Here is a 15,883-nt window from a genome sequence, read left to right as displayed (position 1 = left end):
TTGTAAAAGCAATGCACAACGATCGTGGGAAACCGATTAGTTTCGATAAACGGCTATTCAAAATCTTGACTGGCTAACCGTTTTAGTCTAGCAGTGATCCGCCTCTGAGATGGGAGGAGCGATCTCTTCGAGATATTTGCCAGGAGCCAATTCTATCTTGTCTGCTGAATGAGGCTGGTGCTGCGGCATATTTTTGATCTCCCAAACTTTGAGCAAGATCAGATACTCATAAAAGGCTTGCAGCGTACACCAGGCAAATCCTGCACGCCCATCTAATAGACCGCCCAAAAAAAAGTACATGTAGATGAAGCGAACGATCGGACGCAAAGGCATTCTCAACGACAGATCTTTTAGCGCTCGTCGCCGTTCGACTTCTGACTTTCCAAAAAACAAACTGCGCCATCTGACCGTACCCTGATCGAGTTGCCGCACGGTTTCGATCGCTTCATTCGTCGAGTAGATATTGTGTTTGTCAATCCAACGACTCAGACCTTTCCCTGACGTGTAGTGAGGATAAGTCTCTTGCAAAAAGCCAGTCGAGCCTTCAACGACTTCGCGCTCAGTGTGACCGTAGTCAGTAAACCAGACCTTTTCTCGCTGAAAGAGGCGGAGTTGGTAGCGAGGATATTGGGTGCTGCGGCGAATCCATTTCCCCATAAACATGACGCGCTCTGCGGCGTAATAGCCAACATGTTCAGCCTGCTCGATCGTGTTTAGACATTCTTGAAACAGATCGGGGGTCATCCGCTCATCCGCTTCCAGAATGTAAACCCACTCATGCTTCACCGGAACTTCTTTTAACATCCAGGTGCGCTGTTTGCCATGACTCTCAAAGCGATGTTGCACGACGCGAACAGGGTAGTGGCTGGCAATTTCAACGGTACGATCGCTGCTCAAAGAATCCACCACTACGACATCATCTGATTGCAGAGCAGACTCAATGCAGGCAGCGATATCGATTTCTTCGTTGTGGGTGAGGATGTAGATTGAGAACATGCGGAGGGGGAAGAAGGGATGAGGGATGGTTTTAGAGTGGTTTTAGAGTTTGGGCGGTGATAATCTTTTCAGAGGGTCGGATGCGTTTCGGGAAGATGGGTAGAACGATCGCGCTGTTGTAATGTACCCTTCACGATCCTTGAAATTGGCAGTTTCCTCAAAGTGAATTAAAAATCTTCATCAAAAAAGCGACCCTTGGAGTCCAAAAGATCGCTTGTGATCAACGGATGAAATTAACGGGGAGCGGGAGCTTTGCGACGGGATCTAAAAATGCCCAGTTCGCGCAGGCCTGTCCAAGCGATCGTCGAGTAGCCCAGGGATAAGAGAAGGCTGCTGACTCCAACCCGCAGACCTGTTTTCCAGGATTCGGTTCGGGCTTGCTGCTCAAGTTGCTGTTTGCGATCGCGAATCTGGATCAAGGCTTTGTTTCGCGCTTCTTTGGCCTGACCTTCTAAAGCACCGGGATTGGCTTTTAGCTGGGTTAGTTGTTTTTGCACTTCTTGAAGTTGTTTTAGCTGATCACCTTGGACTTGACCACTGGCGATCGTGTCGTTGAGTCGCTTTAACTGCGCTTCATCTTTGAGCAGAGTACTCAACTGTTCTTGACGTTGCAGCACCTGAGTATCGACCTGTCCTTCGGCGGCGGTTGCTTCTTGATTGATTTGCTGAATCGCTTGAGCAGAAGCCTGCCGCGTGTTGTTGAGATGCAGAGGCACCAAGACCAAAAACATCAGTCCCAAAATGCTGGCCAAAATCAAAGCCCAGAATCTAAGACTCAAAAACGGCTTGACGCGATCGCCCACAAAAGAACCCGTTTCGAGAAAATACGCGACAAACAAAAAGGCAAGCCCCACCATCGGGATAATGCCGCGATCGACTAATTGAGTGACAGCACCCGCAAGCCAAGCTTTGTCAGACAGTCGGAAGGGAATCAGCAGCGAAATGTAGTCCACTAGGGAAGACAAAATCAGGATGACTCCGACAATCTTGAGAACGATGGGGGCTGAAGGGAGAGAGTTGGTTGCTTTCATCCGACTAAGACTGGAGTAAGGGTTAGATTCATTTCAAACAAGCTGATGGCTAAGTGACCGCAAAGCAGGTTTTTGAGATACCCGCAAGGGGTCGCCTTTAGTTTCTACAGCGTCAGTTTCTTAAAACATCCGGATAAGTACGTTGTCCTATCTAATGTTCATCTTCATGGTTCCGCAAGTTTACAGAAAAATCACTAAAAGTTTTCTGAGTGCATTTACCGAGAATGATCTACAACGGAGGGGGCAACCTCTGCGGAAACCTGGTCATTCTACATTAATTGTTTATTCAAGAATTGGGATCTGGGGACAACTTCATCTGAGCGGATGAATGGGTCGTGAATGATTCACCAAAATCAGAAGCCAGAAAACACACAAAATGGCCAACTGAGACTTTTTCACAATACTTGTCTAAACTTCTCTAAATCAGTGAGGACGGTGGTGGAAGAACCTGTAGTAAATAAAGCTGTGACGATCGAGCCGATCGCTCAAGGCTTAAATATCTATACTCTGCAAGGCGTTGCGATCAGCCGGGATGGGTTTGGAGTGCCGACGCTGGATGGTCAACTGTTGCTGATTGGGGCGGATGGGGCGACTCGTTCTCTAGTCGATTTAGCCAAGGTGGATTTGGGCATTCCCTTTGCGATCGTTGAGCAAACCGGAGATTGGATCGTTACCGTCTCTGCCTATTTGCCCATGCACTATCTCGTCAGGGTCAAGCGCGACGGAACTTATACTAAAATCGCCGACTTCTCAGAAATCGCTGGAGACTTTGGGGCACCGTTTGGGGTGGTGGCTAACGGCTCAGAGTACATCGTCACCCTCTCGACAGACACCACAGCATCGACAGGTCTGCTCTTGCGAGTGAGCGCGGGAGGAACGATCGCCCCGATCGCAACCTTAACTGAGTTTGGCAATCCGTTTGGAGTTGTGATGAGCGGCGGCGATTTTGTAGTGGCTCAATCCAAAGGTCAGTTGGTGCGGGTCAGTCCGATCGGGAAACTTTCTGTCATCGTCGATTTGAAAGCGTCTGGATTTGGCATTCCCTTTATGATTGCAGTGCAGAACGAAGATTTGTATGTGACGACGAATTTGGGACTGGTGGTAAAAGTCGATCGCGCTGGGAAGGTGAAGCCGATCGTCGATCTTCTCAAAGCCCGCTATGGCATTCCTTCAGGAATCGGGTGCAGCGGCAACGACCTGATTGTGACGACCAACTCCGGCTATCTGCTCAAAATTGGTAATAGACCAGAGACTAAAGACCAGAAACTAAAGACTAAAGGCGATGTGCAACTTTTTCCAAACGCTTGAGAATACTGCCCTCACCCTAGCCCTCTCCCCCAGGAGAGGGAACCGGACAATCCTTGAAAGTCTTTCTCCCTGGGGAGAAGGGTTGGGAGGGCTTTGCCCCACTTCGTGAGGAGGGCGAATTAGTTGCACATCGCATAGAGACTGAAGACTGAAGACCAAAATGCCTCTTTGTCTAAAGTCCAAAGTCTGCCATCCCTCATCCCTCATCCCAAAACTCTGATGAGCCGTACCCCATTCGACAGTTTCAGCAAGCAATTTTTAGAATCCTTTCTCGTCTCGCTGGGCGAAGTTTACCTCAATCAAGAAGTGCCTGGAGAGTCAAGATTTGTCGATGTACGGTTTGTGCCCTTTCGCGAGCCTACCGATCGTGAACCTGTAGGATTGCTCGGTGACATTGCCGCCACCGCTTGTTTGCTAGAGCCATTTCGCAACCCACCCTCTGCAACAGAAGTGAGAAACTGTTTGCTCAAGCTGTTTTTAGCTCAAGCAGACTTGCAGAGACAGGCAAAACGAGACGACCATCGCTCCCAGATGCCGACTTGCCCCAACTTTGGATTTTGGCTCCTTCCGCGTCTGATGACTTTCTCTCAGGCTTTGCCGCCCAGCCTCACCCCAACTGGTTGACCGGAATCTACTTTTTGGGCAGTTCTTTGAAGCAGGGTGGTTTCATACAAGAAAAAAATAGTGAAGATTTTTGATTCCTTCGTTGAGGTTCGCTCAAAGTTACGAACGCTACGCGCCACAAAGTGTTCGCAGAGACTGAAAAATCAGGCTTCCGGGTTTTCCTTTTGGTGTACGAAACCACCCTGCTTGATGGGAGAAGGGCCGGGGATGAGGGTGGAGCAAGCCTTTACGTCTCACCGATTTCTCTCCAATCAGAATGAATCAACCCTACCTTCAAAAGGGGGCTAAGAAAAAGTTGCACATCGCCTAGACATAGAATTCCAGCATCAACTGGATCGAAAAGGGTCAGACGGAGATGTGCGATCGTTTAAAACAAGGCTTTGGGTCGTTTTGGGAGGGCGCTGGGTCACACTGAACTCGCCAGCGATCGCGCCCCTGACATTTTGCGGTGTAGAGGGCAGTATCGGCCGCAGCAATGAGATCCTGGGTTAGCTTGTCGGCGGTCGGGGTCAAACTGGTGATGCCTAAGCTCAGGGTCACACAGGGATTGACTAACGATTTGGCGTGGGGAATGGCAAGTTGAGCGATCGCCGCTTGAATCTGCTCTGCGACAAAGACGGCTCCCGCCACGTCAGTATTGGGCAAGATGATGACAAATTCTTCGCCTCCATAGCGAGCCACCTCATCCGCAGGCCGACGGATCACTCGATTGATGGTCTGAGCCACATGATAAAGACACGCATCTCCCGCCAGGTGCCCATAGTGGTCGTTAAAGAGTTTGAAATAATCAACGTCACATAAGATCAGCGACAACGGAGCCTGTTCTCTAAGCAATCGCTGCCATTCGTGGTTGAGATGTTCGTCGAAGCAGCGTCGATTTGCCACTTGAGTCAAACTATCGACCAACGCCAACCGCTGCAAATCTGAATTAGCCTGAATCAGTGCCGATTCTAATCGCTGACGTTCTTGAATTTCTTGCTGCAAGCGCTGGTTTTGCTCCAACAACTGTCTTCTTTGCTGCTGGATCATCAGTTGATTTTGTACTCGTGCCAGCACTTCTGACGCTTGAAACGGCTTGGTAATATAGTCCACACCACCCGCGCTAAAAGCAGCTACTTTGTCAGCGACATCATCGAGCGCCGTCAAAAAAATTACGGGAATGTCGCAGGTTAGCGGGTCAGCCTTCAGGGTTGTACAAACTTCGTACCCATCCATCTGGGGCATCTGAATGTCAAGCAATATCAGGTCTGGAAGCTCGACTCTAATGGTCTGTAGGGCGATCGCCCCACTGGTGGCTTTACGAATTCGGTAGCCTTGACGAGTGAGAAGAAGACTGAGCGCTTGCAGACTATTGAGGTGGTCATCCACGAGCAAGATGTTAGCGGAATCCGAAGTCATCAACGCACTCCTGATGGGGCAATTCAGATTTTGCCATGCTCTGTCATAGAAGCACTAGTCGAAAGGCAAATTCTGAAAATTTTAAAAAGCTTATTATGCAGAATACCCATAGAGTCAGGCGCGAAACCAGAATGTTCTTTACTACGAACAGTAGCATTGCCTATTTCTCGACTCAAACCTTGTTAGGGTTAAGGGCAATCGCACAAGCCCAATTTCTCCAACTTTCTCTAATAACTCTCTAATAACAAAGAGCTTCTAGTTAACGCTGACGATTACTTTGCAAATGGTTTTAGCAAGGGGGTTACAAGAAAGTGAATTTGACCTCTGAGCTTCAAAAAATGGCAACAGCGAGTACGATCGGCGACAGGTTGCTTAAGGGATGGGTGGGCATGGATTCAGTTGATTTAGCGTTTACTTCGGCATTAGAACAGGCTCGACTGATCCGCCGCAAAGAAGTTTCACCCGTCGATCTGGTTGAGGCTTATCTCCAACGTATTCAGCAGCTTAATCCTCAGTTAGGAAGTTACTGCACGATGATGGACGATCGCGCCCTACAAGAAGCCAAAACCAAAACTGAGCAGCTAACCGATTTAGTCAGTGATGCAGAATTGCCGCCGTTTTTTGGTGTCCCGATCGCCATCAAAGATCTCAATCCGGTGGCAGAGGTGCCCTGTTCCTATGGAGTAAAGCTGATTCGCAAGCGTGTTGCCGATCGCGACGATTGGGTGGTGACAAAACTTAAACAGGCAGGCTTCATCATTTTGGGCAAAACCACCACGTCGCAGTTGGGATCGTTTCCTTACACAGAGCCTCCGGGCTTTCCGCCTGCTCGCAATCCCTGGAATCTGGACTATACACCTGGCGGGTCAAGTGGTGGATCGGCAGCGGCCGTGGCAGCGGGGTTGTGTGCGATCGCACAAGGGTCAGATGGGGGCGGATCGGTGAGAGGCCCGGCGGCTTGCTGTGGGCTAGTCGGACTCAAACCTTCACGAGGCCGAATCTCTAATGCGCCTGTTGGCGACCATATGGGCGGCTGTGCGGTGAATGGGCCGATCGGGCGTACGGTTGCAGATGTGGCGGCGTTTTTAGATGTGACCGCAGGCTATGTGACGGGCGATCCTTACTGGTTGCCCACTCCTGATGCTTCGTTTTTGTCAGCGACTCAGCAATCTCCTGGCAAATTGAGAATTGGATACATTACGTCAATTTCACCCTTAGGCGAGGCCGATCCGATCTGTCAGTCCGCCGTGCAAAAAATGGCGCAATTGCTTGAGAACCTGGGTCACGAAGTCGAACCGATCGCCCCTGATTTTGGCGACTTAGTAGATCCCTTCACGGTGATTTGGCGCACCCAAACTGATGTAGGAATTCCGCCGTTCTTTTTAGAGAAAGTCAATCGCTGGCTCTGGTGGAAGGCTCGATTTACTCCGGCTAGTCAGTATGTGCGATCGCTGCATAAGCTCCAAAAGTTTGCGCGTCAGGTCGTTGCTTTGACGGATACTTTCGACATTTTGCTTTCGCCAACCTACATGCATCCTACGATTCGAGTGGGCGAGTGGGCAAAGCTGAGTCCTTTGAGAACGTTGGAGAAAATCATTCACTGGATCGCGCCCTGCCCTGCTTTTAATGTCAGTGGTCAACCTGCGATCTCACTGCCGGGGGGATTTGATCCAAATGGACTCCCGATCGGCATTCAGTTAGTCGGCCGTCCTGCGGATGAATTCACACTCCTCTCTCTCGCCGCCCAAATCGAAGCCGCTCAACCCTGGATTCAGCATCGACCTGGATTAGCGATCGACAGCCATTAAGCACTGAGTCGTCAAACAAAAATCTAATTCAAATTCAAGTCTACCTAGTATCTACGAACGATGTGGATGAGGATTTTGTTTTGAGCGGTGAAAGGAGATCGGACAGATTGCCTGATCGAGGCAATTTTACTCAACCTCTGTGGAATTGTTTGTAGCATAGTGTAGTATATGTAGTTGGGACAGTCTGCCAAACGTCACACAACCCATCTACCTCAGCCGCACTCAGGGGGATTTTATGGCTAAGTTTCTAGAAATCATCTACTACTTTCGCAACTATTGGCGAGTGTCACTGTTTAGTGTTGCGATGATGAGCGTGTTTGAGGTGATTGATCTGTTTGTTCCCTATGCGATCGGTCAGATTCTCAATGTGCTTTCGGGACAGGCGCTCGATCGTCCCGTTCAAAGGTTAGTTGCCTGGACAGCACAAGTTACTAGCCTGCCTGTAGACAAAAATCTAGCTTTGGGGGTTTTACTTGTTCTCGTGTGTCTTGTCTCAGTAGGACGTGCGCCCATTCAGCCCTGGCTTGGCCCCTGGTTTGCCTGGGATACGGCCTTTCGGGCCCGTCGAGAACATGCTGAAAAAGCGTTGAAAAAAGTGTTGACGCTGCCGATCGAGTTTTATGACGAAAACAACTCCGGTCGCATTGCCGCTAGAGTGGCCAAAGGGTTGTCAAATCATACCTGGACTTATCCAGAAGTCACCAGTCAGCTATTGCCCAAGTTCTTTCGAGTGATCGGTATCTTTGTCGTGATCTGGTTTATCGAATGGCGAATCGCGCTCCTGTTGCTGATGTCGTTTATTGGCATTCTTTGCTATAGCCTTTCGGGGTTAAAAAAACTGTCAGACCAGGAAGAAAAACTCGATAAGTACATCGAAAACACCGAGAGTCGCACGTCTGAAATCATCACCAACATCAAAACGGTGAAAGCCTTCGCCACCGAGACCACCGAGTTAAAACGTCAACAACAACGCCTCGATCGGGAGTTCAAAGTTCTGGATTATCGCATTCACCTCGGCTACGTAAAACTGGGCATGGTTGAGCGCACGATCGTCCAAACTTGTGTCTTTTTGGTTCTGGCAATTACAGTGCTTGCCACCGTTCAAGGCAAAATTTCGCTGGGTCACTTCATTACAACGCTGACAGTTTCGAGTATGGCGTATGCCGAAGTGGAGCCGATCAGCCAGCTTGCCGAAGTGTTTGCCCGCCGCTACGCCCCGATGACTCGCTTTCACGAATTCATGCAAACGCCCGTCGGTATCGATGCCAGCAGTCTTGCTGAAGATCCGGCAGCAGTCCCGACTTACCAATTCACCGGAAAGGTCGAATTCTCTCATCTGACGTTTGGTTATAGTGTCGATCGCCCCGTTCTCAAAGATGTAAACTTGCTGATCGAACCCTATCAAACGATCGCGCTTGTCGGTCGCAGTGGTTCTGGTAAATCTACGTTGGTCAAACTGCTATTTCGCTACTTTGAACCCAATCAAGGAGCGGTATTGATCGATGGTCAAGACATTCGCCGATTGGATGTAACAGGCTATCGAAAACGGTTAGCGATCGTTCACCAGGAGGTAGATATTTTCAACGGCACCCTATTGGACAATCTCACCTACGGCAACCCCAAAGCCACGATGAGCCAGGTACGCGAAGCCTGTCACATTGCTCAGGCAGACGAATTTATCCAGCAGCTACCCGCAAAGTATTCAACCGTCGTGGGTGAACGTGGCGTTCGATTATCGGGGGGTCAGCGTCAGCGAATTGGCATTGCTCGTGCGCTGATTGTTGACCCGGATGTGCTGATTTTTGACGAAGCGACTTCTAGTTTAGATTATGAGTCGGAGCGATCGATTCAATTGGCGATGCGATCGATTCTCGGTACGCGCACCTTGATCATCATTGCTCACCGTCTCAGTACCGTTCGAGAAGCGGACAAAATCATCGTCTTAGACAAAGGCAGCATTGTCGAAATCGGCAGTCACGATCAGCTATTGCAGCACGGTGGTATCTATCAACGATTACACTCCCTGCAAGAAACCGGAGAACTGCTGGCTTAATCACTAAAATTCGGGTGGGGTAGATTTCTCGTCTGCCCCTTTTTCTGCTGTATCAGCTTAGAAGAGATTGACTGGGCGGGAGGAGCGATCGGGATAAAATATGATCAAGACATCTTTTGCAAGAACTGAACGTTATGATTAGCGATGATTTTGCGATTCAGCTACACGATCAATTGACGCGCGGAGTGACGCTTTCTGAGCAAGAACAGACTCAGCTAACGCAGTGGTACGCAGCGCAAGATGGAATGGAAAATGTAACACTTTCTAAAAACCAAGATTCTCAAAACATTCAAGCATTACAAACTCAAGTTGACACCACGATCGATCACTTACTAACAATCACTCAGAAGATTCAAACGCTTTCTGCTGAAAATGAAACGCTAAGGCAGGATGTTAGAGCCTTAAAACAGCAGCTAACTCAATTTTCGATCATTCGCTCTGCATGACGATCTCTTCAAAAATTCGTGAACAAGTTCGTCAACGAGCAGACTTTTCCTGTGAGTATTGTGGGGTTGCCGAAACCGATACAGGCGGAGAACTCACGATCGATCACTTCCATCCACGATCCAAGGGCGGCAGTGACGACTTGAGTAACATATTATACTGCTGCAATCGCTGTAATCAATACAAGGCGGATTATTATTCAGCGAGTTCTAACGTCCCAGCTTTGTGGAATCCTCGCCAGGAGTCCGTTACAACTCATTTGCTGATGCTGGCTGATGGTCAACTGTACCCAATTACAGAAATTGGACGATTTACACTAGAGCGGTTGCGGTTAAATCGTTCTCCTTTGGTTGCCTATCGCCTACAGAAACAAAGTCAAAGTGAGAGGCTGCGGTTATTAGCGCGGTTACAAGAGGTGTTGGCTTTGCTAGAACAACTTCGTCAACAACAAGCCGCCTTGCTGGAAGAACATCAAATTTTGCTAAAGGAACAACGAACCATCCTCAAACTTCTATTAGACGTGCAAGATCAAATTTAGGTTGAAGCGATCGTCGTTCACACCGCCTATCTGATCCTACACTTTGACTCAACTCAAGACGGCAGATGCAGAACGTTGAGGCTGAAGGTGATCAGAGACAGGAATAGAATAAAGCCGATCGTATCCAACATGGTCGTCACAAGTGGCCCGCTGACCAGCGCCGGATCGAGCTTCAACCGCTTCAAACCCATTGGCAATAGAGTCCCCAACGTCACAGCGACGATCGAGTTGGTGGCCATTACCGAACCTGCCACGATCGACACCCAGCGTTCTTCCGGTTTTGTCCAGATTAGCGAGAGTAAAACCATCGTCATGCCCAACGCCAGCGCCGTCCCCAATCCCGCCATCAATTCTTTTTTGAGAATCTTGAGTGTATCTTGAGACGTGACTTCTCCGACACCGAGCGATCGAATCGTCACCGTCAACGCTTGAATGCCCACTGTCCCGCCCGTATTTGAGAACAGCGGCATAATCACCGCCAACACAGGCACCGCCGAAATCGTGGTTTGAAAGGGTGCGATCGCGCTCGATGCCCCAATATAAAGCGCCATAATTCCCATGAGCCAGGGCAGACGATTTTTGAGCTTTTGTAGAGGACTGGAGAGCGACGACTCATCGCCCCCGCTGACCCCGGCGAGTTTTTGAATATCTTCGGTGGCTTCTTGTTCGAGAATATCCACCACATCGTCAACGGTGATGATTCCCACTAGACGATCTTCTCGATCGACCACAGGCACCGCGATCAAGTCGTAGCGCTTCATCAACTGAGCCACTTCTTCTTGAGGCGTGTCGGTCTTGGCTTTGATCACACGATCGCTGGCAATGTCTTCAATCCGCGCATCGGGAATCGAGAACAATAGCTGCCGCAGCGAAACCACCTGCTTGAGTTTGCGGTTGTTGTCCGTCACATAGGCGTAATAGACCGTCTCCTTATCTCGGTCAGCTAACCGGATTTTGCTCAACGCTTCGCCCACCGTCAAACCCTGCCGCAGTCGCACATACTCGGTTGTCATGACGCGGCCCGCAGTCCCCTCGGCGTATCCGAGAATCGTCGCCGTAGCCTGTCGCTCTTCGGGGCTGAGTTGTTGGACGAGTCGTTTGGCGATGCCTGCGGGGAGTTCGTCAAAAAGCTCGGCGCGATCGTCCGGTCGCATCGATTCGACAATGTGACAGATCTGAGCGTCGTGCAGTAGCCCAATCAGTTCTTCCTGGACTTCTTGAGGCAGATACTCAAAAACGTCCGTTGCCTGGGTTTTGTTGAGCAATCGGAACGCGATCGCCTGCCGTTCGGGAGGTAATTCGGTGATATAGTCGCCTACGTCGATCGCAGGCATTTCGTTTAATTCATACTTAAGCTGATTGAGATCAGCAATTTCTGTCAGGGAAGTCCGGCTTTCCTGGGTGAGCATAAAACCTCCTCGATCTCCCCCTCGCTGGAAGACCGATGGTTTCCCAGATTAGAGGAGCTTAATACTGTGGGGTAATGGACTTTTGTCCATGAAGTTCACAAAATTCGACATCAACACTCATTACGGAATGTTGCTAAGTCTATGCTAACCCTGAAGATGCAATTCCACAATGTTAAACAAGACACTCTCCCAAAAAGATCTCACTTTTGTTAAGGGCCGCTAAAGTCATGAACCCTCCTCAGCAATATTTCCCCTCTCTCCTAGTAAATAAATTGAAAACAGGAATTTTGACCAAACTTTTGTGTCTACTTTTTCTTTCTTTGAGCAGTTGTAGCAACCAATCAACGAGTTTGAGTAGTGCGATCCCCAGTTCTGATCCGGCGGCTGGTTCACCTGCGGCTTCTCAGAAAGCCCCTGCGCCGTCTCCAGCTAAGGTAGCCTCCCAAAAGCAGAACGCCCAAGCCACTCGATCGAAAGCAAAGACTCCTAAAACGGTCTCGATCGCTGTCTACAAGTTAGACAATCAATGCAAAGGGTTTCTATCAGAAAAAGTTGACGTTCCAGCCGATCAACCGATTACGAAAGCGATCGCTAAAGTTTTGGAAAATACCGACAGCGGCGACTTTAGTTTGGCAGGTTATCGGGTGAATGTTGCGTCGGGTGTGGCTACGATCGATCTGCGTCTTCCTGCCAATTCAAAGCGTCGGTTCAACTCACTTTCTAACTGCGAACAACTCGCCCTCTTTGGCAGCCTGCGCCGAACTCTAACCAACAACAAGCAATGGAAGATCAAGACCGTCAAGTTTACCGATCGCGGAAAAGCGATCAGGCTGTGAGGCACGAATTCGTTTTGGAACCAGGCGGAGAGAACGACCGGGCGAAAGAACTTCAACAGATTCACTTTAAGAAATGTGGCGATCGACCGTCTTCTGAGCCATTGATCCTTCGTCTGTTAGCGAGAGTGATTAGACTAAAAATACGTGGATTCGATAAAAGACTTTGAACCGCGAATCTCGTCTAAAAGTCTCCCAAAATGGGGGGCAGCAGCTTGATATCGAAGCAAAAAACCGTTGTCGAATTGACATTAAAAATAAAGACTTCAAAACGATGGCTTACCTATGCGACCTAGGAACGGGACAACAGCTACGGGTTGAGAATCAAGGAACACAAACGATCGTCACCCTCACGAGCAGCAGCACCGGACAACAGCAAAGTCAGCAAAGCAGCGTACAAACAGGCGAGTGGCAACTCCCGCCTACACTATTTCGGACGGCGACGGGCTTGATCTTGCGCATCGAAGCTGCTCAGGGTCACACGTTTATCAGCTTGCAGTCCAATTCGATCAGCTTGCTCAAGGGCTTACCGTCAATGGTCAATGCAGACGTGTTGCCGCTTCAACAAACCTCAGACTCAACGCCATTCAAACCAATGGAACCCATGAAGCCACTGGAGCCGATGAAAATGGGCAACATGCAGATGAAAAGCTCGCCAATGGAAATGCGAATGGGCAACATGCAGATGAAGATGGGCAACTCCTCCACGATCCCTTCTACCAAGCGATTTTGTTCTCAATGTGGCGAACGAGTCGGAGTCAGCGATCGCTTCTGTGCCCACTGCGGCTCTCAATTGACCACCGATTAGGGAATGGGCGGAATATACTGAGAGTAGACTAGAGTTACCCGCTCTTGAGACGCTCAATTTGTCAAACTCATTATGAAACGCAGACCCAGAAACCTGTCTTCTAACTACGATCGCCCCAGAGATGACGACTATATGACTCCCGAAAAACCAGCCAAGAGCAAGGGAAATTCGTTGTTTAACTACACGTCTCTGGCGATTATTGCAGGCATTTTTATTTTGGGAATTGGGGTCGGTGTGGCGTTTAGCTCCTCAGTCAGTTCGAGTCCGAATGCGATCGTCTCCAACGTTCAGATCGATCAGTCGGCTCCCAACCCTGAAATTTGTATTCAAAACGGGGCGAGTGCGATCGCGATGGAAACTCGCTTTTTTGTGACGCTCAATCCCTTCAAAGTCTACGTCGCTCAAGCCAGCACCAAACCTGCCTGCGTCTTGCGAAGTGCCAACTGGGCCGTGTTAGAACAACGCAAACTCGTCACCGCCGACCAGTCTCGCGAGTGTCGCCAAAGAATGAACACGTTTGGCTATACTGGGACGCTAGAAAGCAATCCTCAGATCGACTGTCTCTATCAAAGTGAGAACGCCAAAAACCTCTTCCTGACGACACCTGGAGCCGGGGCACCCCCACCTGGAGAAGAGAAGTTTTAGGAAGGCTGCCCAAAGCAAATTCTTCGTCACGCTTAATTCAGGAATACTTTTTAAATCCCCCACAATGGGAGACTCTAAGCCAAGTTTGGTTTCAAAGTCTGTCACGGCTGGGGGATTTGGCGTTTGTTTGATGAATTTTTTTGCTTCGTTATCAAGCTGCTGCCCTCCAATCTGTCAATTTTGAGGAACTTTTAGACAAGATTTCTGTGCAACCAAAATTGCTGAAAGTAGCGAATCAAAGCCCTCATCAATCCATTGTTGAATCCGCGCCCCTTCCCCAATTGCAAAATATCAATTACAAATCATCCACAACTTGGAGAACACGATAAGCTTGGAAAATTCACCTGACGTAGAGCCAGTGCTGTGAGGGTTTCTAAATGCGAGTTTTGCTGATTTATCCCATTTTTCCCCAAAGTTTTTGGTCGTTTGAGAAAGCACTACAACTCCTAGACCGCAAAGCGATGTTGCCTCCTTTGGGGCTGATTACCGTCGCTGCGATTTTGCCCCAAGACTGGGAGTTTCGTCTGGTCGATCGCAACGTCAGCACGCTCACCGATGCCGATTGGGACTGGGCAGATCTGGTGATCATGTCGGCGATGATTGTCCAAAAAGAAGATTTTCTAGGTCAGATTCGCGAAGCCAAACGACGCGGCAAAACGATCGCCGTAGGTGGCCCTTATGCCACGGCGTTACCCCACGAAGCGCAAGCTGCGGGCGTTGACTTTCTGATTTTGGACGAGGGAGAAATCACGCTACCGCTCTTTGTGGAGGCGATTCAGCGAGGCGAAACGCAGGGAATCATTCGGGCACCCAACGGCGATCGACCTGACATTACGATCACGCCGATTCCCCGGTTTGAGCTTCTCGATATGGAAGCTTACGATAATATGTCGGTTCAGTTTTCTAGAGGCTGCCCGTTTCAGTGTGAATTTTGCGACATCATCGTGCTGTATGGGCGCAAGCCTCGCACCAAAAACCCCGAACAGCTACTAGCCGAACTGGAGTATCTCTACAACCTAGGGTGGCGACGCAGCATTTTTATGGTGGATGACAACTTCATCGGCAACAAGCGCAACGTCAAACTCTTGCTCAAAGAACTCAAAACCTGGATGGTAGACCACAAGTTTCCCTTCCATCTCAGCACCGAGGCATCGGTTGACCTGGCAAAAGATCAAGAACTCATGGATCTGATGGTCGAATGCAATTTTAACGCCGTGTTTTTGGGCATTGAGACTCCCGACGAAGCCAGTCTGACGCTGACCAACAAACACCAAAATACGCGAGATTCTCTCAGCGATGCCGTCGATGCGATCGCCAAAACAGGCTTACGAGTCATGGCAGGCTTTATCATTGGCTTTGATGGCGAAAAGTCTGGAGCGGGCGATCGCATTGTCCGATTTGTGGAGCAGACAACGATTCCGATCGCGATTTTTAGCATGTTGCAGGCGTTGCCCGACACAGCTCTATGGCACCGACTCAAGCGAGAAGGCCGTCTGATCGAAAACGATGACGCTGCCAACATCAACCAGACCACGCTGATGAACTTTGTGCCCACCCGCCCGCTCGAAGAAGTCACCCGCGAATATATTCAGGGCTTTTGGGCGCTCTACGATCCGATTAACTACCTGGATAGAACCTACCGCCATTTCCTCAAACTAGGCGCACCCAGACACAAAGCCAAACTGAGAAAAGTCACCTGGAAAGTGATTCGCGCTTTTTTGATCATCACCTGGCGACAAGGAGTCGTGCGAGAAACTCGCTGGAAATTTTGGCACCATCTAGTCAGCATTCTCAAGCACAACCCCAGCGTCGCCGAACACTACCTCTCTGTCTGCGCCCTCAACGAACATTTTCTTGAATACCGTCAGGAAGTACGAACCCAAATCGAAGCCCAGCTTGAGGAATATCTGGCCCAGCAGTCTGTGGAGAAAGTTACTGCTGAAGTCAGGGACTCGATCGCTGCTTAGAATGGCTCTCCCATAGAGTGC

Annotated in this window: 14 protein-coding genes; 10 read left to right on the top strand and 4 right to left on the bottom strand. The window is 49.5% G+C overall.

Annotated elements, in window-relative coordinates:
- Nucleotides 1-87: 87 nt before the first annotated feature.
- Both ACKFKH_RS19950 and hpsJ-B read right to left on the bottom strand, forming a co-directional pair.
- Complete coding sequence (locus ACKFKH_RS19950) at nt 88-996, bottom strand: glycosyltransferase family 2 protein (protein WP_446860091.1); 909 nt, start codon at nt 994-996, stop codon at nt 88-90.
- A gap of 233 nt (nt 997-1,229) precedes the next feature.
- Entirely contained in the window at nt 1,230-2,027 is a 798-nt protein-coding gene (gene hpsJ-B, locus ACKFKH_RS19945; RefSeq protein WP_446860090.1) for a hormogonium polysaccharide biosynthesis protein HpsJ, read from the bottom strand.
- Nucleotides 2,028-2,465: 438 nt separating this feature from the next.
- Here hpsJ-B and ACKFKH_RS19940 point away from each other — a divergent pair, with 438 nt between their 5' ends.
- Nucleotides 2,466-3,335, top strand: a complete 870-nt coding sequence (locus ACKFKH_RS19940; protein WP_446860089.1) for a hypothetical protein — start codon at nt 2,466-2,468, stop codon at nt 3,333-3,335.
- A gap of 219 nt (nt 3,336-3,554) precedes the next feature.
- Nucleotides 3,555-3,959, top strand: a complete 405-nt coding sequence (locus ACKFKH_RS19935; RefSeq protein WP_446860088.1) for a hypothetical protein — start codon at nt 3,555-3,557, stop codon at nt 3,957-3,959.
- A 345-nt stretch (nt 3,960-4,304) separates the two neighbouring features.
- On the opposite strand, the gene ACKFKH_RS19930 is transcribed toward ACKFKH_RS19935, so the two are convergent.
- Nucleotides 4,305-5,357 (bottom strand): diguanylate cyclase domain-containing protein, encoded by a 1,053-nt coding sequence (locus tag ACKFKH_RS19930; RefSeq protein WP_446860087.1) that lies wholly within the window; start codon nt 5,355-5,357, stop codon nt 4,305-4,307.
- A gap of 338 nt (nt 5,358-5,695) precedes the next feature.
- Between ACKFKH_RS19930 and ACKFKH_RS19925 the strand changes: the two genes are divergently transcribed.
- The 4 genes from ACKFKH_RS19925 (at nt 5,696) to ACKFKH_RS19910 (ending at nt 10,200) form a co-directional block, all read left to right on the top strand.
- Nucleotides 5,696-7,165: an amidase gene (locus ACKFKH_RS19925; RefSeq protein WP_446860086.1), complete on the top strand. Its 1,470-nt coding sequence runs from the start codon at nt 5,696-5,698 to the stop codon at nt 7,163-7,165.
- 235 nt (nt 7,166-7,400) lie between these two features.
- Nucleotides 7,401-9,218, top strand: a complete 1,818-nt coding sequence (locus tag ACKFKH_RS19920; protein ID WP_446860085.1) for an ABC transporter ATP-binding protein — start codon at nt 7,401-7,403, stop codon at nt 9,216-9,218.
- Between the two features lie 134 nt (nt 9,219-9,352).
- Entirely contained in the window at nt 9,353-9,664 is a 312-nt protein-coding gene (locus ACKFKH_RS19915) for a hypothetical protein (protein ID WP_446860084.1), read from the top strand.
- Complete coding sequence (locus ACKFKH_RS19910; protein ID WP_446860083.1) at nt 9,661-10,200, top strand: HNH endonuclease; 540 nt, start codon at nt 9,661-9,663, stop codon at nt 10,198-10,200. The genes ACKFKH_RS19915 and ACKFKH_RS19910 overlap by 4 nt, the downstream gene beginning before the upstream one ends.
- Nucleotides 10,201-10,253: 53 nt before the next feature.
- Here the strand turns inward: ACKFKH_RS19910 and mgtE are convergent, their stop codons facing one another.
- Complete coding sequence (mgtE, locus tag ACKFKH_RS19905) at nt 10,254-11,609, bottom strand: magnesium transporter (protein ID WP_446860082.1); 1,356 nt, start codon at nt 11,607-11,609, stop codon at nt 10,254-10,256.
- Between the two features lie 350 nt (nt 11,610-11,959).
- On the opposite strand from mgtE, the gene ACKFKH_RS19900 reads away from it, so the two are divergent.
- The 4 genes from ACKFKH_RS19900 to ACKFKH_RS19885 all read left to right on the top strand — a co-directional run bounded on the left by ACKFKH_RS19900 (nt 11,960) and on the right by ACKFKH_RS19885 (nt 15,862).
- Nucleotides 11,960-12,445 carry a hypothetical protein gene (locus ACKFKH_RS19900; protein WP_446860081.1) on the top strand — a complete coding sequence of 162 codons (486 nt, stop codon included), beginning with the start codon at nt 11,960-11,962 and terminating at the stop codon, nt 12,443-12,445.
- A 163-nt stretch (nt 12,446-12,608) separates the two neighbouring features.
- Nucleotides 12,609-13,250 (top strand): zinc-ribbon domain-containing protein, encoded by a 642-nt coding sequence (locus ACKFKH_RS19895; protein ID WP_446860080.1) that lies wholly within the window; start codon nt 12,609-12,611, stop codon nt 13,248-13,250.
- Between the two features lie 72 nt (nt 13,251-13,322).
- On the top strand, nt 13,323-13,895 hold the full coding sequence (locus tag ACKFKH_RS19890) for a DUF3172 domain-containing protein (protein WP_446860079.1): 573 nt from the start codon (nt 13,323-13,325) through the stop codon (nt 13,893-13,895).
- A gap of 377 nt (nt 13,896-14,272) precedes the next feature.
- Complete coding sequence (locus ACKFKH_RS19885) at nt 14,273-15,862, top strand: B12-binding domain-containing radical SAM protein (protein WP_446860078.1); 1,590 nt, start codon at nt 14,273-14,275, stop codon at nt 15,860-15,862.
- Nucleotides 15,863-15,883 lie beyond the last annotated feature (21 nt).

This window comes from Phormidesmis sp. 146-20 (assembly GCF_052939475.1).
The sequence above is the reverse complement of the archived record's forward strand: the minus strand, read 5'-3'. Positions and strand labels throughout refer to the sequence as shown.

What these genes read in the sequence shown, in the direction of transcription:
- ACKFKH_RS19950 (WP_446860091.1), bottom strand. Translation starts at nt 996, where the DNA reads ATGTTCTCAATCTACATCCTCACCCACAACGAAGAAATCGATATCGCT.
- hpsJ-B (WP_446860090.1), bottom strand. Translation starts at nt 2,027, where the DNA reads ATGAAAGCAACCAACTCTCTCCCTTCAGCCCCCATCGTTCTCAAGATT.
- ACKFKH_RS19935 (WP_446860088.1), top strand. Translation starts at nt 3,555, where the DNA reads ATGAGCCGTACCCCATTCGACAGTTTCAGCAAGCAATTTTTAGAATCC.
- ACKFKH_RS19930 (WP_446860087.1), bottom strand. Translation starts at nt 5,357, where the DNA reads ATGACTTCGGATTCCGCTAACATCTTGCTCGTGGATGACCACCTCAAT.
- ACKFKH_RS19925 (WP_446860086.1), top strand. Translation starts at nt 5,696, where the DNA reads ATGGCAACAGCGAGTACGATCGGCGACAGGTTGCTTAAGGGATGGGTG.
- ACKFKH_RS19920 (WP_446860085.1), top strand. Translation starts at nt 7,401, where the DNA reads ATGGCTAAGTTTCTAGAAATCATCTACTACTTTCGCAACTATTGGCGA.
- ACKFKH_RS19915 (WP_446860084.1), top strand. Translation starts at nt 9,353, where the DNA reads ATGATTAGCGATGATTTTGCGATTCAGCTACACGATCAATTGACGCGC.
- ACKFKH_RS19910 (WP_446860083.1), top strand. Translation starts at nt 9,661, where the DNA reads ATGACGATCTCTTCAAAAATTCGTGAACAAGTTCGTCAACGAGCAGAC.
- mgtE (WP_446860082.1), bottom strand. Translation starts at nt 11,609, where the DNA reads ATGCTCACCCAGGAAAGCCGGACTTCCCTGACAGAAATTGCTGATCTC.
- ACKFKH_RS19890 (WP_446860079.1), top strand. Translation starts at nt 13,323, where the DNA reads ATGAAACGCAGACCCAGAAACCTGTCTTCTAACTACGATCGCCCCAGA.
- ACKFKH_RS19885 (WP_446860078.1), top strand. Translation starts at nt 14,273, where the DNA reads ATGCGAGTTTTGCTGATTTATCCCATTTTTCCCCAAAGTTTTTGGTCG.